Below are 20,116 nucleotides of genomic sequence, written 5' to 3' on the forward strand. Positions count from 1 at the left end.
CCCTAGTCATTGTATGATAAGAATTCTTTTAATTATAACGAATGTTGGAAGAAAACAGCAACTTGGGCCCATTGAGCACTTTTATTTGTATAAGAAAAGAGATTTAGCTAACATAATGTAGGAAGGTGAGAAGAATGGATGAAAATAAAACGGTGCGGCAGCTTCAGGAAGAAGTGGATGCCTATATCGGTCAATTTAAGGAAGGGTATTTCAGTCCGCTTGCGATGACAGCGCGGCTAACAGAAGAGTTGGGTGAATTGGCAAGGGAAATCAATCATTATTATGGCGAAAAGAAGAAAAAGACAAGTGAAACCGAAAAAACAGTTCAAGAGGAAATCGGAGATTTACTCTTCGTTCTCATCTGCCTGGCAAATTCTCTGGATATAGATTTGCAAACAGCTCATGATCAGGTGATGTATAAATTTAACACAAGAGATAAAGACAGATGGACTAAAAAAGATGTAGGTGATGGACATGAATGAAATGATTCAAATTGTAGTGGCAGGACCCCGGGGACGGATGGGGAAAGAAGCTGTTAAGCTTGTGCAGGAAACAGAAAACTTCAAGCTGGCAGGTGTTTTGGACCGAAAAAATGAAGGAAGGCTTCTATCTGAAGTTGAAGGCTTTTCAGGTGTGGACGTCCCTGTTTTTACGGACCCTGCAGCCTGCTTTCAACAGACAAAACCTGATGTGCTAATTGATTTGACGACACCCGAAAAAGGATACATACATACTAAAACAGCGTTGGAACACAATGTAAGGCCAGTGGTTGGAACAACCGGTTTTACCGCGGAACAGCTCGATGAATTAAAAGATTTGGCAGAACAAAAGGGAATTGGATGTATCATTGCGCCCAACTTTGCTGTCGGAGCCATCTTAATGATGAAGTTTTCAGAAATGGCTTCCAAGTATTTCAAGAATGTTGAAATTATTGAACTTCATCATGATCAGAAATTAGATGCCCCTTCCGGAACTTCTATTAAAACAGCGGAAATGATTGCCCGCCAAAGAAAAGAAAAAAAACAGGGCCATGAAAATGAAAAAGAAACGATCCAAGGAGCCCGTGGCGGGGACTTCGAAGGTATGCGCATCCATAGTGTAAGACTGCCGGGTTTAATTGCCCATCAAGAGGTTATTTTTGGAGCAGACGGCCAAAGTCTTACGATCAGACATGATTCCTATAACCGGGCTTCCTTCATGTCGGGCGTTAAGGTTTCTGTGGAAACCGTTATGGGGTTAGATACCCTCGTTTACGGATTGGAATCAATTATTGACTGAATGGGGGAAGTCCTATGGCACAATATAAAGTTGACATATTGGCTTTTGGCGCCCATTCGGATGATGTGGAAATTGGGATGGCGGGATCGATCTGTAAGTGGACAAAGAACGGAAGGACCGCGGTGATATGTGATTTGACAGAAGCTGAGCTTTCTTCCAATGGGTCAGTGAAGACCAGACATCAAGAGGCTGCTCAAGCTGCAACCTGCATGGGAGTGGAGGAAAGGCTGAACCTCCGGCTGCCGGACCGCGGGCTCATCCTCACGGATGAGTATATACGACAGATTACAAATGTAATCCGTCAATATCAGCCGAAACTTGTATTCGCCCCCTTTCCTGAAGACCGGCATCCGGATCATGGGCGATGCGCAGAACTAGTGAAAGAGGCTTTTTTTTCTGCCGGAATAAGAAAGTACGAAACTTCAGGCGGATACAACGCCCATAAGGCGAAGAATTTGTTTTATTATTTTATTAACAGCAACACACGCCCAGATTTCGTCGTAGATATTACTGATTTTATGGAAAAAAAAATGTCTGTCCTTCAATCCTACCAGTCCCAGTTTCTCCCGGGTCCCGCAGGAATTCCGACTCCATTGACAGACGGTTATCTGGAAAGGGTTCAAGCAAGAGAAAGAATATATGGGCTGGAGGCTGGTATTACTTATGCTGAAGGCTTCAAAACGGACCATCCGATCTTAGTAAATAAAGACATATTTGGGGAAGGCTTATGAATCTGAAAATTGGCATCACATGTTATCCGACAGTCGGAGGTTCCGGTGTTGTTGCAACGGAACTGGGAAAACATTTGGCGGAAAGAGGACATAAAATTCATTTTATTTCCTCCAATATACCCTTTCGCTTGAACCATTGGCATCAGAATGTTTTTTTTCATCAAGTAACAGTAAATCAATATTCGCTTTTTCAATATCCCCCATATGACATTGCTCTGGCCAGTAAAATGGCCGAAGTCATCAAAAGGGAGCGGCTGGATATTTTACATGTTCATTACGCAATCCCGCATGCTGTCTGTGCGATCCTTGCCAAACAAATGGCAGGAACCGGCGTGAAAATCGTGACGACTCTTCACGGAACAGATATATCTGTATTGGGGTACGATGCAACACTGGCCGAAGCGATAAAATATGGAATTGAAAAATCGGATGCTGTCACGGCTGTTTCACATTCGCTGGCAGATCAAACAAAAGAGCTGCTTGCACCCGAGCAATCCATTCAGGTGATTCACAATTTTATAGACAGCAGGGTCTACCATAAAGTTGACATGGATGGCTTGAAAGAAGCTTATAACATTTCCAGTCAGGAAAAAGTCATCATTCATGTTTCCAACTTCCGAAAAGTAAAGAGGGTCCGTGATGTTGTCACAGCATTCTCCAACATTGCTGCCCGGATCCAGGCCAAGCTCCTTCTTGTCGGTGACGGGCCTGAAATGACTGACATTCGCCGTTTCGTAGGGGAATTATCACTTGAAGATCAAGTTTTGTTCCTCGGAAAACAGGATCATTTAGAAGAGCTGTATTCCATGAGTGATTTGATGTTGCTTTTATCTGAGAAAGAAAGTTTTGGCCTCGTTGCTCTGGAAGCGATGGCTTGCGGCGTTCCGTGTATTGGTACAAGGATCGGCGGAATTCCGGAAGTGATTGAAGATGGATATAACGGGTTTTTATGTGAATTGGGCGATACCGATGATATAGCAGAAAAAGCCTTGTTATTATTGGAAAATGAAGAATTGCACAACCGCTTTTCACAGCAGGCAATGGAAGTACCAACAGAACGGTTTGACGCCAGAAAGATTGTTTCTCAGTATGAAAATCTGTACAAAGCGCTTCTTAAGCATTAGAAAAGAGGACTGCATATGAAGGAACCATTCTTGTCAGCATTACCGGTCTTGGAAAAAATTCAAAAATCAGGTTATGAGGCCTACTTTGTAGGCGGCTCTGTCAGGGATTTTTTGCTTGGAAAAGACATCCATGATATTGATATTGCCACTTCTGCTACTCCTGAAGAGCTGAAGGCTATTTTTCCGCATACAGTCGATGTCGGTATTGCTCATGGAACGATCCTCGTCCTATGGAATGGATTGGCTTTTGAATTGACTACTTATCGTACAGAGTCGGATTATAAGGACTACAGGCATCCTGAATCTGTTTCATTTGTCAGAAGCCTGGAAGAGGATCTGAAGCGGCGCGATTTTACCATGAACGCGATGGCTATGGATCAATATGGAACCCTCATAGATCCATTTGAAGGGCAGAAGGCTTTAAAGAACCGAGTAATCCAAACAGTCGGTTCAGCGGACGAACGCTTTCAAGAGGATGCATTGCGGCTCATGAGGGCCGTCCGCTTTGTCAGCCAACTGGGTTTTCAGCTGGATCGGCAGACAGAAAAAGCCATTTCGGTACATGCCGGCTTACTTCAGCATATTGCTGTTGAGAGAGTGGCTGATGAAATGATGAAGCTGCTTTCGGGTCCTTTTAAAAAAGATGCTTTTCATATCTTGCTTCAAAGCGGATTGTACAGGTTTCTGCCCTCTCTATTTAATGAGGAGGAAGTGCTGGAGTCTGCGATGGCATATCCGATTTCATCGTTAAATGAAAATCAACTGTGGGTGTTGGCCTTATATTTCTCAAACACATCTGAGGGGTGGCGCAGGCTGAAGAGATGGAAACTTCCTGCAAAAAAAATGAAGCGGTTGGTTCGTGCTCTTGATTTGCTGAAACACAGGATGTCTTGCGGCTGGACACCTTATGAACTATTTTCAGCTGGCGCGGAGACAGCAGCACTTGTTGAATCTTTATACCGGACAATCCAGCATGAGGAAGCAGAAGCTCCAGCCAAACAAGTAAAGGAAGATTTTGAAAAGCTCCCTATTCAATCCCGGAAGGAATTGGCTGTAACAGGTCATGATTTAATGCATTGGTCCAATCAAGAGGGGGGGCCCTGGGTCAAAGAAGTGTTGGAGAAAATTATCAAAGCAGTCCTGTACCGGGAAGTGCGAAATGATAAAGATGAAATAAGGAGGTGGTTTGAGAAATGCAGACTTCGATCAGAAAACAATTAATAGAAGCGCTGTCCAATGCACAGGGCGAGTTTATTTCGGGCCAGGCACTTGCGGAAATCATCGGCTGCTCCAGAACAGCGATTTGGAAACATATTGAAGAATTGAGGAAAGAAGGATTTGTCTTAGAGGCAGTCAGAAATAAAGGATACAGGATTGTCAGCACTCCAGAAAAATTGACGGAAAACGATATTCTTTTTGGACTTCAAACTGAAAAATTCGGTCGGAGCATTCACTCTTTTGAAACCATCGACTCTACTCAAAAAGAAGCCCATCGTCTGGCCTATAATGGTGCTGTGGAAGGCACACTTGTCATAGCTGAGGAACAGACTGAAGGAAAAGGACGACTGGACAGAGAATGGCACTCTGCCAGCGGGAAAGGTGTATGGATGAGCATGATTGTCAGACCCGATCTGCCGCCCCAAAAAGCCCCTCAGTTTACACTGATCACCGCTGTGGCTGTTGCCATGGCCATTGAAGATGCAACAGGGATTACTCCAGAAATCAAATGGCCTAATGATTTATTAATAAAAGGAAAGAAAGTATCCGGCATTTTGACTGAACTGCAAGCTGAAGCAGACAAAATTTCTTCCCTGATTATTGGCATCGGGATGAACGCCAACCATGAGCCGGATGATTTTCCTGATCCAGTCCGGCAGTTGGCTACATCACTTTACATTGAAAAGGGCGAAGAAGTTTCGCGTGCCCTCCTTGTTCAAACCGTACTGAAATACTTTGAAAAGTACTATTCCATCTATATTTCCGAAGGATTTGATCCCATCCGGATGCTATGGGAGAGCTTTGCTGTGAGTATCGGTAAACGAATCAAAGCCACCATGATCACCGGGGAAATTTACGGAAAAGCAGCAGGCATTACCAGCGAAGGTGTTTTGATACTTAAGGATGATCAAGGTAAAACTCATCATATTTATTCTGCAGATATTGAGCACTTTTAAGGTAAACAACAGAATATCCGTGATTCATTTCAAAATATTTGTTATACTTTTTTTGGGCAGTATCGTTTGGAACTGCACCGCAACATGAAAAATACAACAAAATATGCCAAATTCTGCCTTGATCCTCTAAGGACGGGGACAGAGGACCGAAACGAACGAGTGACAGTAACGGAGTCCTTCTGCCTTTTTTGGGGAGAGGACTCCTTTTGTGTATGAACTGTTGCTTCTTTTGATTTCGCTTCCTCTCATATTAAAAAGGAGGAAAAAAATGAAGACAACAACAGATTTCCTAAAAATGAAAAAAGCCGGGGAAAAAATTGTCATGCTGACAGCATATGATTATCCTCAGGCGAAACTTGCCGAGCAGTCGGGAGTAGATATGATCCTAGTCGGGGACTCACTTGGGATGGTAGTTCTGGGGTATGATTCTACTGTCCCGGTTACAGTCCAGGATATGATTCATCATACAAAGGCGGTAAAACGTGGGGCAAAAGATACGTTTATTGTTACGGATCTTCCTTTTATGACGTACCATGTCAGCAAAGAAGAAGCCTTAAGAACCGCTGGTACAATTATGCAGGAAAGCGGTGCCGATGCGATTAAAATTGAAGGCGGCGGTGAAGTAATTCACACGATTCAGGCCTTAACAAAGGCCGGAGTTCCTGTTATGGCACATCTCGGTTTAACACCTCAGACAGCGGGTGTTCTGGGAGGTTATAAAGTTCAGGCAAAAACAGCCGAAGCAGCCCAACAATTGATTCAAGATGCGAAACAATGCGAAGAGGCGGGAGCCTTTGGAATTGTATTGGAATGCATACCTCACCAGTTGGGAAAAGAAGTTTCTGATCAAGTGAGCGTTCCTGTAATCGGCATTGGCGCCGGTCCCGGTACAGACGGACAAGTGCTTGTATTTCATGATATCTTGACGTTTGGTACAGATCGGGTACCCAAATTTGTAAAGCAGTATGCCAATTTCAATGAGGCCGGCATAGCAGGAATCAGTCAATATATGAAGGAAGTGAAGTCCGGCAGCTTTCCAGTCATAAAAGAACATACCTTTGAAATGAAACAGGAAGAGCTCGCTTCGTTGTATGGAGGCAAATGAACAGTGAGAATTGTAACGTGGAAAAAAGAAATGCAGAAGTTGGCCAAGGAATGTCAGAGGAAAGGAAAATCGATAGGCTTTGTGCCCACTATGGGTTATTTGCATGAAGGGCATGTAACGCTCGTCAAAGAAGCCAGGAATCATAATGATGTAGTGGTCATGAGCATTTTTGTCAATCCCCTTCAGTTTGGGCCTGAAGAAGACTTTGAGGCCTATCCGCGAGATCCTGAAAGAGACAAACAATTGGCTGAAGAGGCTGGAGTTGACATTTTATTCATGCCTGATGCTGAAGAGATGTATCATCATAAACCGGCGATGAAAATGACTGTCAGCAGGAAAACAAATATTCTTTGCGGTGTCAACAGACCGGGGCATTTCGACGGAGTGGTAACAGTTCTTGCCAAGCTATTTCATCTTACCCTTCCGGACCGGGCCTATTTCGGGTTAAAAGATGCCCAGCAGTTTGCAGTGGTTGCAAGTCTGGTGGATGACCTGGACTTTCCTGTGGAACTTGTCCCGGTTGAAACCGTTAGAGAGCCGTCCGGACTGGCTGTCAGCTCCAGAAATGTGAATTTGACTAAAGAAGAGAAAAAGCAGGCACCTGCAATTTATAAGGGTTTGCAAAAAGCCAAAGAACTGATTGAACAGGGAGAAAATAACATTGAGGTGATCACCCGTTCCGTCAAAGAGTATATGGAAGAACACATGGATGCAGAGATCGATTACGTAGAGCTGCTGAGCTTTCCTGAACTGGAAAGGATCCCTGAACCAACAGGAACAATGATGATTGCTGCTGCTGTTAAGTTTTCACAAACGAGATTAATTGATAACATCATGATTAAGCGCTAATTTCGGGTGGAAGCAGGGCCGTAATATGGTAAACTAAATAAAGCAACGTACGGTTTACGGATTAAAGGTGTGAAACAGATGGCGGTTGAATATGTTGTTGTAGATGTTGAAACAACAGGGAACTCCTTTCAAAAGGGTGCAAAAATTATACAAATCTCTGCAGTGGTTGTAAAACACGGCCGCATTGTGGACCAATTTACTTCTTTTATTAATCCGGGACATCCCATCCCGCCTTTTATAAAAGAGCTGACAGGCATTTACGAAGATGATGTAGCCCAAGCTCCAAAATTCAGCGATCTGGCAGATGAAATTTTTCATTTGTTGGAGGGAGCTGTATTCGTCGCCCACAATGTAAAGTTTGACCGGAGTTTTATTGCGGGAGAGCTGAAAGAGGCGGGGTTTTCAAATCCTATTGTTCAAACATTGGATACAGTGGAATTGGCTAATATATTGCTGCCGGAAGCAGAAAGTTATAAGCTTGGGGAACTGTCCGATCAAATGGAATTGGAACACGACCATCCGCATCAGGCGGACAGTGATGCCCTTGCAACAGCAGAGCTGTTCATTCAACTGTTGGAGAAAACAAGAAAGCTTCCTCTTGCAACGCTTGAGATGTTGAAACAATTGGCAAAAAAGCTGAATAACAGCTTATTTTACTTTTTTGATTCCATTTGGCAGGAAAAAAGTCGGGAATGGGAGCTTCTCCCGGACCATTTAGAACAGTTTCGCGGAATTGTGTTGAAGAAAAAAGAGCTTCCCGCTTTGGAAGCTCGTGTCCATCCTCCTGTTTATCCCAAGGGGAGACAGGAAAAATCCCGGCTTCTAGAACAATCTTTCGGCCAATTTGAAATGCGTTCAGGACAATTGGAAATGATGGATACGGTATACGAGTCCTTCACGTGTGACATTCATGCCGTGATCGAAGCGGGAACAGGGATTGGCAAATCCATCGGCTATTTACTGCCAAGTGTTTACTTTGCAGCGGCAGCGCAAGAAAAAGTAATGATCAGCACCTATACCATTCAATTAGAGCATCAGCTTCTTGAAAAGGAAGTAAATATATTATCGAAAGCATTGCCTTTTTCCTTTCAGGCAGCTCTTATTAAAGGCAGAGAACATTATATCAATATGTTTAAATTTGAGCAGACTTTGAGGGAAAAGGAGTCTGCTTACGACGAAACGATCACAAAAATGAAAATTTTAATTTGGCTTTTGTATACAGAAACGGGCGATATTGCTGAATTGAATCTATCGAGCGGAGGTAAGCTTTTCTGCAAGAGAATTTGCAACGATCGTACCATGATTCAACAAAACGATCCTTGGTCATCGCGTGATTTTTATCTTCATTCGAGAAAACTGGCTTCTCAGGCAGATATCATTATAACGAACCATGCCATGCTTGTTGCAGATATGGAACATGAAGGACTTCCTCCATGCGATCGGATTGTAATCGATGAAGCCCATCATCTGGAAAAAGTTGTCCGGACAAAATTGGGACAAGTACTGGACTACAACAAAATTAAATTTTTGATCGGCAAGCTCGGGACTTCTGACAAGAAAAAACAGTTGTCCCGGTTGAATCATTGTATAAGTAGACTTGGAGAGCTTCCCGAGATCCATACGTTTTTGCTGGATCAGTATATTTCTGATCTTGAAGCAGAAACGGATGATTTATTCTCCATGCTCGGCCAATTAATCAAGAAAGGTAAATCCGGCCGTTCCAATAGCAAACGTCAAAAGTTAAGAATTACTGATTCAGTTCGTACTTCAAGAAGCTGGTTCCATATTCAAGTATGCGCTGAACGTTTTCTGGATTTTCATAACCGGATTTCCAAGGGAATCCTTGAACGTCTGAAATTTATAAACAAACACCAGACCATGCTTCCTCCTTCAGATTTAGCGTTCATGGAGGAAATGACAACCTTTTGGAATCAATGGGAAAATATACAGCGTCAAATCGATCCTTTAATTTCTGGTTCTGACAGCAAAGAGGTGATTTGGCTTGAAAGTGACCAAACCTATTTGCCTATGCGAACGAGTGTCCATCGGCAGCCGTTACACATTGACTGGTTTCTTTCTGAACAGTTATTTGCCAAAAAGAAAAGTATTGTGTTGACGTCAGCCTCCCTGGCCGCTAATCAGTCATTCGCTTATTTCAACCGGGAAACAGGAATTGATTCATTTAACCGAATAGAAAAAGCCATTGATTCACCGTTTCCGTATGGGGAAAGGGTAAAAATGTTTATTCCAACGGATTTGCCACAAATCAGTACGACCCCCATGACTGAGTTTGCTGAAATCATTTCTTGCCACTTAGCTGCGATCGCAGATGCGGCGGAAGGACGAATGCTTGTATTGTTTACATCGTATGAGCTCCTCAAAACGACATATGAACTTCTGCAGGACAGCAATGCACTTGAAGATTTTCTCCTGCTCGCAGACGGAGTATCATCAGGAAGCAGGAACCGGCTCGTGAAAAGTTTTCAGCAATTTAAAAAAGCGATTCTTTTTGGATCCGGCAGCTTTTGGGAAGGAATTGACATTCCCGGAGACGATCTATCCTGCCTGGTCGTCGTCAGGCTCCCTTTTTCTCCAATTGATGAACCTCTCACAGCAGCCAAAATGGATGCTGTCAAATCCAGTGGAAGAAATCCATTTTCAGCCTATTCACTGCCTGAAGCAATTATTCAATTTAAACAGGGGTTTGGACGACTTATCCGGAAACAAACAGACCGCGGTGTCTTTTTTGTTTTTGACCAACGGATCCTTACGTCTGCTTACGGAAGGGCTTTTATCCGGTCCATCCCGCCTGTCCAATATGAAAAAGGGCCGATAGAGCAATTGATTCCTTCAGTTGAAAACTGGCTGGAGAAAAAGTAAAACGCCGCGCAAGCGACGTTTACAATGTGGACTAGATTTTTTTTAACTCGACGGCTTCATCGTGGTATAATGATGAAGATATACCGTGTTGTTTAATTATATTGTGGCAAAAATACAGCCGGATATAAGTAACAAAAATTGTGTATTGAGGAATAGGTACTCAAAGAAATCCGGAGATTTGCTGCAGTTATGAGGGATGTAACATGAATAAGTGGCTCATCATCATTTTGACCTGCATCGTCACTGCTGCAGGAATGGGCGGTTGTGTTTACAGCAAAGCAATGGAGCCGTTGAAAAAACCTCGGGAAATTGCTGAAGATCGGCTCAAAGAGGAAGCTGATATTCACCAGGTAGATGAATTTTATATATACAACGGATCCGAAACATACTATACGGCAGTAGGGAAAAATCGTGAAGGACAAAAAGTGGCTGCCTGGATTCCAGCCAGCCAAAAAGACAAGATCCTGGTGAAAAATATGTCTGACGGTGTGTCTGAAAAGGCCGCTGTTGAAAAGTTATTGAGTGAAAAAAAACCAAAAGAACTGCTTGGTGTCCGATTGGGAATGGAAAAGAACCTCCCTATATGGGAATTGACTTATTTGGATGAAAACTCACGCCTAAATTATTATTATGTTCACTTCGACACCGGCAAATGGTGGAGAAAAATTGAAAATTTATAAAGGAAGCAGGGACAGATTGATGATTGAATTATCAAATCGTGTATCCAAAGTCACACCATCTTCAACACTGGCCATAACAGCAAAAGCAAAAGAACTTAAAGCAGAAGGACTCGACGTAATCGGGTTGGGGGCAGGAGAGCCTGACTTTAATACTCCCGAAAATATCATTCAGGCTGCATGCAGCTCCATGGAAGAAGGCCACACGAAATATACAGCTACCGCTGGGCTGCCTGAATTGAAACAAGCCATCATCGGTAAATTTCAAAGAGACCAGGGACTCGATTACAAAGCTTCGGAAATCATTGTGACCAATGGTGCAAAACATGCACTCTATACCCTATTTCAGGTTATTTTGAATGACGGTGATGAAGTAATTATTCCAACTCCTTACTGGGTCAGCTATCCGGAACAGGTTAAATTGGCAGGCGGCCAGCCCGTATTTATTAATGGTGAAGAATCCAACCACTTTAAGATTACTGGAAAACAGCTGGAAGAAGCGATCACATCAAAAACTAAAGCTGTGATTATCAACTCTCCGAGTAATCCGACAGGAATGATTTATTCCAAGGCAGAATTAGCGGAGATCGGAAAAGTCTGTAAGTTACATAATGTGCTGATCATCTCTGATGAAATATATGAAAAGCTGTTATATGACGGAAACGAACATGTATCCATTGCTCAATTGTCTCCTGAGTTAAAAAATTTGACAGTCATTATCAACGGTGTATCAAAATCTCACTCCATGACGGGGTGGAGGATCGGATATGCGGCCGGAAATGAAAAAATCATTAAGGCAATGGCCGATGTTGCCAGCCACTCGACATCCAATCCGACGACATCATCTCAATATGGGGCGATAGAAGCCTATAATGGTACACAGGAACCGGTAGAAGAGATGAGAGCTGCTTTTGAAAAAAGAATGAATACCGCTTTCGAGAAATTAAATCAAATACCGGGTGTTACATGTTTAAAGCCACAAGGAGCATTTTATTTTTTCCCGAATGTAAGTAAAGCCGCTGAAATGTCCGGTTTTCATCATGTAGACCACTTTGTGGAAGCACTTCTGGAAGAGGCGCTGGTAGCAGTAGTCCCCGGCTCAGGTTTTGGTTCTCCCGAAAATATCAGATTGTCTTATGCCACATCTTTGGATTTACTGGAAGAAGCTATTGGAAGAATCCATGCTTTTGTTGAAAGCAAAAGTAAATAGTATCAGTTTTTTGAGCCACGTGCGAATTTGTGCGTGGCTTTTCCATCGAAGGACAAGACGGCGGATTCCACGCCGTTCATATAAATGAGGTGCTGATTATGGATAAAAAGTTAGTTGTGTCTTGGATGGAAGCGGGCATGGTTCAAGTGCCAAATCTTTTGTTGAGCAAATATAAGCAGATGGGTTTAGATGAAAAGGACCTCATGTTATTGTTAAATATTATGTCTTTTATTCAGTCCGGCAAAGAATTTCCGACTCCGGAGGAATTAGCGGAAAGAATGACCATAAGCAGTACGGAATGTTCCGGGATATTGAGAAAACTTATTCAGAAACAGGTACTGTCAATTGAAGACGGCGTTACCGGGGATGGTATTCATTTTGAAAAGTATTCGCTGACGCCTCTATGGGAGAGACTTGCAGATGAATTGTCTCTTGAGAAAAAGGTGAAGAAAATCCAGCAGACACTGCAGGATGAGAATGATTTATATACCGTTTTTGAACAGGAATTTGGGAGGCCGCTTTCCCCCATGGAATGCGAAAATCTCGCCATGTGGCTGGATGATGATGGACAGGATCCGGTTATTATCAAGGCTGCATTAAGAGAGGCCGTCCTGGCGGGTAAATTAAGTTTTCGTTACATTGACCGTATTTTATTCAATTGGAAACGTAATGGGGTGCGAACTGTTGAGCAAGCACGGAAGCACGGGATTCAGTTCAGGCAAAAATCACATCATCCCGACCGTAAGACAGCAGAATCACCTTCAAAAACAATTCCGTTCTATAATTGGCTTGAACCGTAAACCCTGACTTAAAAATATGATCGAGGTGAGAGGGATGCTTAACAAACAGGAAGTCCGATACTGCATTGATACAATGGGAGAGATGTTTCCGGATGCTGAGTGCGAACTGAATCATTCCAATCCCTTCGAACTGGTAATAGCTGTATTGTTATCTGCCCAATGTACAGATGTGTTAGTGAACAAGGTAACCCAATCTCTTTTTAAAAAATATAAGAAACCGCATGATTATTTAAAAGTACCCGTAGAAGAGCTTCAGCAAGATATCCGATCCATTGGTCTTTATCGAAATAAGGCCACAAACATACAGAAGCTATGCCGGATGCTGCTGGAAGAATACGGAGGGGAAGTACCGTCAGATCGGGATGAACTTGTGAAACTTCCGGGTGTAGGCCGGAAAACGGCAAATGTAGTCGTCTCTGTTGCCTTTGGTGTCCCGGCGATTGCCGTCGACACTCATGTGGAAAGAGTCAGTAAAAGACTGGGCTTTTGCCGGTGGAAAGACAGTGTTTTAGAGGTTGAGAAGACGTTGATGCGAAAAATACCAAAAGAGCTGTGGTCGATTAGCCATCATCGGATGATTTTTTTTGGCAGATATCACTGCAAAGCTCTAAATCCCCAATGTCCTGAATGCCCGTTATTGGATCTGTGCAGGGAAGGAAAGAAACGAATGAAAAAGAGAAGCGCCATCTCAGCAAAATAAAGAACGGAAGTTCTGAGGTTGAACAAAAGATCAATTTTTATGACGAATGAATTTATAAAAGTTCATAGTATGGAAAATCCGAACTGATTTCATTTCTCCTGGAAGAAATGTGAATCAAAGTTCGGATTTTCCTTTACTTGAATTGTTTGGTCCCTGGAAAAATGAATCATAAGAACACATTCATAAAAAAAGAGGGTGCCGCTAAAGCCATTTTAATGGCTCTATCCGCACTCTCTGTTAAAGCCGGCAACTGCCTATTCACTATTTTCCCTTCTGGCATCTGCCGGTGCATCAGGTGCTGTATCTTCTTCGTTGTTGTTATTTTGACCATTTCCGGGAACCGCAGGATTTTCGGGGTTCTCTCCAGCGCCGGGTCTATTGCCGTTTGGATTAGGCTGCTGTTCATTGTTTTGCGGATTACCGTTTCCGTTCCCTTGCTCCTGATCCTGCTCTTGATTATCGGGGTCACTTTCCTGTTCATCTTCAGGATTTTCTTCTGAATCCTGATTTTCTTCCTCTGTTTCTTCCTCTTCATCTTCAGGAACGGTTACACTCGCTGTAGCAGGTTCACTTTTTTGTGATTCTGATACAGCAGTGACTTGAATTCCATAAGTTGATCCAGGTTCCGGGTTCTCAATGGTGTAGCTTGTATCCGAAGTTGACCCTACATTTTCTTTCTTTCCTTCCCCAAGATCGACTGTTACCTCAAAGGTCAGATCTCTTTCTTCCATATCCGGGTGGCTCCATGAAAAGACAACCTGATTTAACTCTTCGTTGTATTCACCCGTTACAGAAGGTGCATCAAATGAATCGTATGCTTCGGAGACTTCTGTCGGTTCGGTTCCTGCAACAAACAGCTCATAAACAATTTGATCTTCAGGTGTAAATTTACTTGGTTTTTTAGCAGGGTTTGAACCTTTTTCTACTGCTGCTCTAACAACGCTTTTCGGCATTGTGAAATCAGGAGTTTCCACATTGGCCGATACGGTTGTCATCAGGCTTTTGAACAAATGCTGAGCAATGGTCAAGTCTTTAGGCAGGATCGGGTTCTTTCGCTCCTCATAACCGGTCCATACTGCAATAGAATAGTTGGTCGTATAACCGGCAAACCACGAGTCGGGTGAACTTCCCGCTGGTATATTATATTTCGTCATTTCCTCGGAAGTATAATTGGTTGTCCCTGTTTTTCCGGCTACTGGAAGGCCGGGTATCGCTGCTGCCCTGCCGGTTGCACCAGCTCTCCCGGACAGAACATCTTTAAGCATATCTGACACCATATATGCAGTTGAATCTTTCATGGCCACTTCAGGTTCCACGTCATTTTTAATTTCAGTTTCGCCATCCATCAGTACGATTTTTTTGACTGTATGAGGCTTATTATAAATACCGTTATTTCCAAAAGCCGCAAAGGCACCTGCCAGTGTCAATGGAGAAGGATGCTGTTCTCCGCCTCCAATCGAATCAGACTCAACAATTTCAGGGTCTTCCAGTCCAAGTCTTTGAGCAAATTGTTTTGCATTATCCGCACCTACTTCGTGGAAAGCTTTTAATGCCGGTATATTTCTTGACCTGTATAAGGCTTCTCTTATAGACATCTGTCCTAAATGAGACCTGTCAAAGTTATTAATAGGCGTGCCATTTTGATACGTGTATGGCTCGTCCACAATCTGTTCATAGGTAGACCAATTTAAATACTCAATTGCCGGACCATAGTCAAAGATCGGCTTGACCGTAGAACCCGGAGTTTTATCCTGAAGTTGCGTAGCAAAGTTCCGTCCGCGCTTGACGTCCTGATTCCTATTTCCGCCGATTGCTCTGACTTCCCCGGTTTTGGTTTCCAGCAATACAATTCCTGCCTGGAATTTTTCATCGGGATATTGAACAATCTCATTTGTATAGAGCATTTTTTCAGTATGCTCTTGTGCATCCGGATCAAGAGTAGTATAAATTTTGAGTCCATCTGCAAAAACATTATAGTCGCCCATTTCTTCGACTTCTCTAATGACTTGATCTACAAATGAGTCATATTTATAGGTGTCTTTTTGGTTTTCCTCTTCGGGAACCAAAGTGTCTGCAACAGATTTTTCTTGCGCTTCCTCCATTTGTTCCTTACTGATTTTTCCGTGTTGATGCATGAGAGACAAAACGATGTTCTTCCTTTTATCGGCTTTGTCAATATGTTCATAAGGATTATAGTTATTTGGGCTTTGGGGAAGGCCTGCCAAAAATGCCGCTTCCTGCAGTTCCAGTTCATCCAGGGTTTTATCAAAATAATACTTTGCCGCTGTTTCAATACCATGAATGCCATTGGAATAATAAATTTTATTGACATACATTTCAAAGATCTCGTCTTTGGTGAAGTTATTTTCCAGCTGTATAGCCAGCCAAGCTTCCTGGGCTTTCCTCTTTAGTGTTTTTTCATCCGAAAGGAAGGAACGTTTGACTACCTGCTGAGTTAGTGTGGAGCCTCCCTCTGAACCAAAGCCGCGTGAGAAGTTGGCTAACACTGCGCCAGCCAGCCGCTTAAAATCCAGACCATGGTGATCGTAAAATCGGACATCCTCGGTAGCGAGAACAGCATCTTTCACCAGCTGGGGGATGTCATCGATTTCAACATAATCACGGCGTTCTGCACCTAATGTCGTAAAGACCTCACCGTTCCTATCCAACAGTTGTGAAGCCACCGGATCAACAAGGAGCTGCTTATCCAGTTCAGGCGTATCTTTTACATACCATGCAAATGTACCTGCACCAACTGCCAATCCTGCCAGCATTAATATCAATAAAATAACTAATATCTTTTTAAACAGACTTTTTTTCCCTTTTTGATTCTTTTTTCGGGATCCTTTATTCTGGCGTCTCGCTGTTCGCGATTGATAATTATCTCCCATAAAAAATCCTCACTTTCCATATGGCATATATCATTGTCAAAATGAATATAAAGTCCGGATAATTTTTAAATAATCAATTCTGGGGGCCCATCCTAATTCAATTGGATGTCCGTGGGTTTCGATCTCTTGCTTAGTAATCGATTTCCGTCCGCCTCTTTTCATGCGGTCCCAAAATTGAAATAAATATTCTGCTTCGAGCAAAAAAATCTCTTCAGATTGGGAAAATCGGATAATCACAAAAGCAATCCCCTTGTGCTTAATAATTTGTTTCATATGATCAATTTGGTGATCATGGATATTTTTCAAAGGAAAGGACGTAGGGCTTTTTGTCTCTTTTGCTTCAAAATCGATATATTTGCCATTGCAGATCCCGTTGTAATCTGTAGTAGATGCCTGCCTAAAATAGGCCTCTTTAATCACAGCAGTACTTCTTTTGGGATAATCAACATGTACTATCTGGACAGGTGTAGGTTTTTTGTGAATCACCGCCAGTCCTTTTTCCAGGTAGTAGGCATTTGTTTCATTTAAATCATCTTCCAGTGTCATACCTCTGTTGCTGTAACTGATTTTGTTTCCGGGTGATGAATCCTCCGTATTTCCTCGGTAACGGGGGACATACTTTCGGCCTGAGGGATAATGAAAGTCCATAATATATCCTCCTTATCCGTCTAAATCTAAATTATATCACAGGCAATGAATAAAAATATGAAACTTTTGTGCATATTAAGAGGAAAATGATTGGGAGCAAAGGGACATGAGAATGGCCGGCACGTTTTTCCGACAAGCAAATGACAGCCGCTGCAAGGCAGATATGATTATAAAACACATCAGACAGAGAGTATTTAAACATAACAAAGATAATATTTCCAGGACGAAATTCTACCAGCGCTTCTTTATCAGTCATCCTGAAATAGCATGGTCTTTTTTGGCGTCTATGGTTTCGAGAAATACGGGTTGGAATATGACCGATCTCCATGGAGACATTGTTGCAGCGCTTTTGAATGAGAGAACAAAAAAGCAGCTTTTTTTGTCTCTGGAACGCGCAAATTGGATCATTTTTAAAGATGCCTGCCCGCAATTGCTCATTTATCATTTTTCCAAGCTGTTGCAGCAGCCGTTGTTTCATTTGCTGGATGATTTTGCGGTGTCTTCTTTCATGAAACGTGAATGGAACGAATTCTGGGATACTGGAGATCGGAGGCGCCTGCTATATGCACTTATCGTAAATGAGCAGCATATGATTCAAGAACCTGTTCTGTCCCATCCATTTTATAAGAGAAAGATCTTTCATTCTGCCTTCTTTACTATCCAAGAAAGGCTTCGTTTCAATTGTGTCATCTTTCCGTCCGTTCATGGTGAATTATACGGTGAAAGCGTCCGTGATTTTAATAAGACCTGGAAAAGAATTGATTTGGGAAAAAGACTGGCAGGAATTTTGTTTCATGAAGACCTGTATCCGCATTTTTTATCATTCGCTCTTAAAACCGAACCAACAGGTTCACGTTGGGATTATGAACAATATTCCAGCAGAAATACATACTGTAAGTCACCGATGCTGCGAGCTGTGTTTCCGGTTATAGAACATCACGCAAGAAAGGCGGGTGACTGGTCCCTGGTGAAATCAATCAAGCCTGATTGGCTGGATGAGCCATGCATCAACAGGCCTGTGACTTTAACCGATTGGTTCTATAAGAAACAGGAACAGCTGGAGCTTTATTCATATGTAAGAAAAAGTTTGACAAAGGATTAATTAAGAATGTGTCGAATGGGATGTACAGCAAAGGAAGATAAAAGACTTAGTTTGCCGATTTGATTCTAGTTTTGTCATCGGGGCAGGAAGATCATTCATAAAGGAGAATACGTTATCAATCATGTCAGACGGAGGAGATAACGATGAACATGAATGAGTGTCTTGGCAGGCTGTCCGAGATCAAGGCCCAGTTGGATCAGCTGGAAAAACAAATGGCGGAAAGAATCAGACACGAAGAGTCAAAGGAAGCGATAAGTATGGAAAAGGACAGGACGGATATAGACAGAAGGCTAGCTCAATTAGAGTTAAAAAATGCACAGGAAAAGTTGAATCGGTATAATGTTTCGTAATGATTGTTTTTTGGAGCCCGCTTGAAATGATGAAGGCAAGGGGATAAGATAAATATTGCGCACATCTTATCAAGCAGCTCTTCAGCTGTGGACGATTGAGAGGCAGAATCAATGGAGTATGAGCAGTTAAAGGATTTGACCTGCCAGCTGTTAAAATTGAACCGCCAAGCAGCAAAAGTATATCAGCGCTGCCGGGAAACAGGGGAGAAAGGGGACTTTTATACCCAAGTCAAGCCGTTTGCTGATCAGGTCAAAGAACTGAGTGAAAAATGGGAACAGGAAGCCATGTTATGGGTCCATACTGTCAAACCTGACAATTTATTTCCCATTCAAATTAAAAATACATCAGAAAACCTTCAAATGGTCTCAGTACGTGCTTTTTTTCCGGATACAAGCTTTAAAAGATTTACAAACCATGTCAGATCAGTGGAATTTATATTGGAAAGAGTTCTTGAAAACATAACAGGCAAACCCCCCGGCGCCCATTAACCCGGGGATTTGCCTGTTTTACTATGTCTGCCGGCGAATGGTTGGCATTTTTTAGTTAATCATCAGGACTCCTTGACAATTCCATTCTTTCCTTATCATGCTTCCGCTTTTACAGCGCTTTCAAAAAACACATCTATATTCTGTGCTCCAATCTCTTCCAATTCACGAATGACATTCCGAAATTCTTTTAAGGAAATTTCATTGTTAATATAAGTCTGTTTTGCAAAGTCTAATAATTGGCAAGCATCCTCAATAGCATACGATCTTTTCTCCACAAACTTTTCCTTTAATTCGTGAATTGTCATGAACATTCCTCCCAAGCTTTTTTTTCATCGTACCATAGATTTTTTGATTTTCTCTTTTATAGAAAAGTTTGACTTCCGACAAAGTCAATGTAAAATCGACAAAAAATGTAAGCGATTTTACCGGAGTTCTTTCACATCATTTTCTTTTCTTCATAATGTATATGTAGAATAATAAAAAAAGGGATGATCGCATGTATGCAGCAAACAGGAGCAGCGGTTATTTCCCCCCTTATTCAAATTTGTCGGCAACCTATTATCCGGCTTCCGGTATGTATCCGGGCAATGGATATTATCCTCCATTTCCTCCGGTATCTTATAGCCAGCAGCCTTACCCGGGAGGGAAGGGGGGAAGTCACATCTCAAATCAACTGTTTCATAACCCGTTACAGAAAGAGGAGGATATTGAATCAGGCTATCAGTATCATGGAGGGTTTGTACATCCCTATCCGTTACCTGGGCCATTACCCAAAATGCAGTCAAGCTACATGAGCCAGTTCTTGAATTCATTTAAATCTCAAAGTGGTTCCCTTGATTTAAATAAAATGATGGATACGGCAGGCCAGATGATGAACGCTTTGACCCAGGTATCCAATATGGCTAAAGGGTTAGGAGGGCTCTTTAAAGGATCATAATTACACTCCTGCTTCTATTTGAAGATACAGCTTATAAGACTAAAAATGGGGCTGTCTAAATAGCCCCTAAAATAAATCAGGAGGAGAAAACCGAATCGTTTTTCTCCTCCTGATTTTGCATTTGTGGGCTTTTTTCCTAAAAGCAGCTGGCGGATGCCCGCCACTTTCAGG

The 20,116-nt window shown here is 42.5% G+C and carries 20 protein-coding genes; 17 read left to right on the forward strand and 3 right to left on the reverse strand.

Features of this window, described 5'->3' with window-relative positions:
* Window positions 1–134 precede the first annotated feature (134 nt).
* From ACFSCZ_RS10430 to nth, 13 genes are all read left to right on the forward strand, one after another.
* Window positions 135–482 (forward strand): nucleotide pyrophosphohydrolase, encoded by a 348-nt coding sequence (locus ACFSCZ_RS10430; RefSeq protein ID WP_380773861.1) that lies wholly within the window; start codon window positions 135–137, stop codon window positions 480–482.
* Window positions 475–1,278 carry a 4-hydroxy-tetrahydrodipicolinate reductase gene (gene dapB / locus ACFSCZ_RS10435; protein WP_380773862.1) on the forward strand — a complete coding sequence of 268 codons (804 nt, stop codon included), beginning with the start codon at window positions 475–477 and terminating at the stop codon, window positions 1,276–1,278. The genes ACFSCZ_RS10430 and dapB overlap by 8 nt, the downstream gene beginning before the upstream one ends.
* A gap of 14 nt (window positions 1,279–1,292) precedes the next feature.
* The gene (bshB1, locus tag ACFSCZ_RS10440) at window positions 1,293–2,009 is read left to right on the forward strand and encodes a bacillithiol biosynthesis deacetylase BshB1 (RefSeq protein ID WP_380773863.1); all 717 of its coding nucleotides are present in this window, start codon (window positions 1,293–1,295) and stop codon (window positions 2,007–2,009) included.
* The gene (bshA, locus tag ACFSCZ_RS10445) at window positions 2,006–3,133 is read left to right on the forward strand and encodes an N-acetyl-alpha-D-glucosaminyl L-malate synthase BshA (RefSeq protein WP_380773864.1); all 1,128 of its coding nucleotides are present in this window, start codon (window positions 2,006–2,008) and stop codon (window positions 3,131–3,133) included. The genes bshB1 and bshA overlap by 4 nt, the downstream gene beginning before the upstream one ends.
* Before the next feature lie 15 nt (window positions 3,134–3,148).
* Complete coding sequence (locus tag ACFSCZ_RS10450) at window positions 3,149–4,354, forward strand: CCA tRNA nucleotidyltransferase (protein ID WP_380773865.1); 1,206 nt, start codon at window positions 3,149–3,151, stop codon at window positions 4,352–4,354.
* Window positions 4,327–5,307, forward strand: a complete 981-nt coding sequence (locus tag ACFSCZ_RS10455; protein ID WP_380773866.1) for a biotin--[acetyl-CoA-carboxylase] ligase — start codon at window positions 4,327–4,329, stop codon at window positions 5,305–5,307. Before ACFSCZ_RS10450 ends, ACFSCZ_RS10455 begins: the two co-directional genes overlap by 28 nt.
* Window positions 5,308–5,575: 268 nt before the next feature.
* Window positions 5,576–6,412, forward strand: coding sequence for a 3-methyl-2-oxobutanoate hydroxymethyltransferase (panB, locus tag ACFSCZ_RS10460; RefSeq protein WP_380773867.1), 837 nt, complete (start codon window positions 5,576–5,578; stop codon window positions 6,410–6,412).
* Window positions 6,413–6,415: 3 nt separating this feature from the next.
* Complete coding sequence (gene panC, locus ACFSCZ_RS10465) at window positions 6,416–7,261, forward strand: pantoate--beta-alanine ligase (RefSeq protein WP_380773868.1); 846 nt, start codon at window positions 6,416–6,418, stop codon at window positions 7,259–7,261.
* A 78-nt stretch (window positions 7,262–7,339) separates the two neighbouring features.
* Window positions 7,340–10,141, forward strand: a complete 2,802-nt coding sequence (gene dinG / locus ACFSCZ_RS10470) for an ATP-dependent DNA helicase DinG (protein WP_380773869.1) — start codon at window positions 7,340–7,342, stop codon at window positions 10,139–10,141.
* A gap of 203 nt (window positions 10,142–10,344) precedes the next feature.
* Window positions 10,345–10,821, forward strand: a complete 477-nt coding sequence (locus ACFSCZ_RS10475; protein ID WP_380773870.1) for a cell wall elongation regulator TseB-like domain-containing protein — start codon at window positions 10,345–10,347, stop codon at window positions 10,819–10,821.
* A 22-nt stretch (window positions 10,822–10,843) separates the two neighbouring features.
* Window positions 10,844–12,028: a pyridoxal phosphate-dependent aminotransferase gene (locus ACFSCZ_RS10480; RefSeq protein ID WP_380773892.1), complete on the forward strand. Its 1,185-nt coding sequence runs from the start codon at window positions 10,844–10,846 to the stop codon at window positions 12,026–12,028.
* A gap of 98 nt (window positions 12,029–12,126) precedes the next feature.
* Window positions 12,127–12,828, forward strand: a complete 702-nt coding sequence (locus ACFSCZ_RS10485) for a DnaD domain-containing protein (RefSeq protein WP_380773871.1) — start codon at window positions 12,127–12,129, stop codon at window positions 12,826–12,828.
* Between the two features lie 34 nt (window positions 12,829–12,862).
* Window positions 12,863–13,528 carry an endonuclease III gene (nth, locus tag ACFSCZ_RS10490; protein WP_380773872.1) on the forward strand — a complete coding sequence of 222 codons (666 nt, stop codon included), beginning with the start codon at window positions 12,863–12,865 and terminating at the stop codon, window positions 13,526–13,528.
* A 254-nt stretch (window positions 13,529–13,782) separates the two neighbouring features.
* Here nth and ACFSCZ_RS10495 read toward each other — a convergent pair whose 3' ends face one another.
* Window positions 13,783–16,419, reverse strand: coding sequence for a PBP1A family penicillin-binding protein (locus ACFSCZ_RS10495; protein ID WP_380773873.1), 2,637 nt, complete (start codon window positions 16,417–16,419; stop codon window positions 13,783–13,785).
* A gap of 36 nt (window positions 16,420–16,455) precedes the next feature.
* Window positions 16,456–17,067 carry a Holliday junction resolvase RecU gene (gene recU / locus ACFSCZ_RS10500; RefSeq protein ID WP_380773874.1) on the reverse strand — a complete coding sequence of 204 codons (612 nt, stop codon included), beginning with the start codon at window positions 17,065–17,067 and terminating at the stop codon, window positions 16,456–16,458.
* 106 nt (window positions 17,068–17,173) lie between these two features.
* Between recU and ACFSCZ_RS10505 the strand changes: the two genes are divergently transcribed.
* From ACFSCZ_RS10505 to ACFSCZ_RS10515, 3 genes are all read left to right on the forward strand, one after another.
* Window positions 17,174–18,169, forward strand: coding sequence for a DUF2515 family protein (locus ACFSCZ_RS10505; RefSeq protein WP_380773875.1), 996 nt, complete (start codon window positions 17,174–17,176; stop codon window positions 18,167–18,169).
* Between the two features lie 143 nt (window positions 18,170–18,312).
* The gene (locus tag ACFSCZ_RS10510) at window positions 18,313–18,519 is read left to right on the forward strand and encodes a hypothetical protein (RefSeq protein WP_380773876.1); all 207 of its coding nucleotides are present in this window, start codon (window positions 18,313–18,315) and stop codon (window positions 18,517–18,519) included.
* A 111-nt stretch (window positions 18,520–18,630) separates the two neighbouring features.
* Window positions 18,631–19,008 carry a YppE family protein gene (locus tag ACFSCZ_RS10515; RefSeq protein WP_380773877.1) on the forward strand — a complete coding sequence of 126 codons (378 nt, stop codon included), beginning with the start codon at window positions 18,631–18,633 and terminating at the stop codon, window positions 19,006–19,008.
* A gap of 95 nt (window positions 19,009–19,103) precedes the next feature.
* Here ACFSCZ_RS10515 and yppF read toward each other — a convergent pair whose 3' ends face one another.
* Entirely contained in the window at window positions 19,104–19,313 is a 210-nt protein-coding gene (gene yppF, locus ACFSCZ_RS10520) for a YppF family protein (RefSeq protein ID WP_380773878.1), read from the reverse strand.
* 191 nt (window positions 19,314–19,504) lie between these two features.
* Here yppF and ACFSCZ_RS10525 point away from each other — a divergent pair, with 191 nt between their 5' ends.
* Window positions 19,505–19,945 carry a YppG family protein gene (locus tag ACFSCZ_RS10525; protein WP_380773879.1) on the forward strand — a complete coding sequence of 147 codons (441 nt, stop codon included), beginning with the start codon at window positions 19,505–19,507 and terminating at the stop codon, window positions 19,943–19,945.
* Window positions 19,946–20,116: the final 171 nt, after the last annotated feature.

This window comes from Siminovitchia sediminis, assembly GCF_042680885.1.
Taxonomy (GTDB): domain Bacteria; phylum Bacillota; class Bacilli; order Bacillales; family Bacillaceae_C; genus Siminovitchia; species Siminovitchia sediminis.

Bases quoted from the DNA above. Each gene is read 5' to 3' on its own strand.
- ACFSCZ_RS10455 (WP_380773866.1), top strand. From the start codon at position 4,327: ATGCAGACTTCGATCAGAAAACAATTAATAGAAGCGCTGTCCAATGCA.
- recU (WP_380773874.1), bottom strand. From the start codon at position 17,067: ATGGACTTTCATTATCCCTCAGGCCGAAAGTATGTCCCCCGTTACCGA.
- dinG (WP_380773869.1), top strand. From the start codon at position 7,340: ATGGCGGTTGAATATGTTGTTGTAGATGTTGAAACAACAGGGAACTCC.
- ACFSCZ_RS10430 (WP_380773861.1), top strand. From the start codon at position 135: ATGGATGAAAATAAAACGGTGCGGCAGCTTCAGGAAGAAGTGGATGCC.
- ACFSCZ_RS10505 (WP_380773875.1), top strand. From the start codon at position 17,174: ATGAGAATGGCCGGCACGTTTTTCCGACAAGCAAATGACAGCCGCTGC.
- yppF (WP_380773878.1), bottom strand. From the start codon at position 19,313: ATGACAATTCACGAATTAAAGGAAAAGTTTGTGGAGAAAAGATCGTAT.
- nth (WP_380773872.1), top strand. From the start codon at position 12,863: ATGCTTAACAAACAGGAAGTCCGATACTGCATTGATACAATGGGAGAG.
- ACFSCZ_RS10525 (WP_380773879.1), top strand. From the start codon at position 19,505: ATGTATGCAGCAAACAGGAGCAGCGGTTATTTCCCCCCTTATTCAAAT.
- ACFSCZ_RS10515 (WP_380773877.1), top strand. From the start codon at position 18,631: ATGGAGTATGAGCAGTTAAAGGATTTGACCTGCCAGCTGTTAAAATTG.
- ACFSCZ_RS10450 (WP_380773865.1), top strand. From the start codon at position 3,149: ATGAAGGAACCATTCTTGTCAGCATTACCGGTCTTGGAAAAAATTCAA.
- bshB1 (WP_380773863.1), top strand. From the start codon at position 1,293: ATGGCACAATATAAAGTTGACATATTGGCTTTTGGCGCCCATTCGGAT.
- ACFSCZ_RS10495 (WP_380773873.1), bottom strand. From the start codon at position 16,419: ATGGGAGATAATTATCAATCGCGAACAGCGAGACGCCAGAATAAAGGA.
- dapB (WP_380773862.1), top strand. From the start codon at position 475: ATGAATGAAATGATTCAAATTGTAGTGGCAGGACCCCGGGGACGGATG.
- panB (WP_380773867.1), top strand. From the start codon at position 5,576: ATGAAGACAACAACAGATTTCCTAAAAATGAAAAAAGCCGGGGAAAAA.
- bshA (WP_380773864.1), top strand. From the start codon at position 2,006: ATGAATCTGAAAATTGGCATCACATGTTATCCGACAGTCGGAGGTTCC.
- ACFSCZ_RS10510 (WP_380773876.1), top strand. From the start codon at position 18,313: ATGAACATGAATGAGTGTCTTGGCAGGCTGTCCGAGATCAAGGCCCAG.
- ACFSCZ_RS10475 (WP_380773870.1), top strand. From the start codon at position 10,345: ATGAATAAGTGGCTCATCATCATTTTGACCTGCATCGTCACTGCTGCA.
- ACFSCZ_RS10485 (WP_380773871.1), top strand. From the start codon at position 12,127: ATGGATAAAAAGTTAGTTGTGTCTTGGATGGAAGCGGGCATGGTTCAA.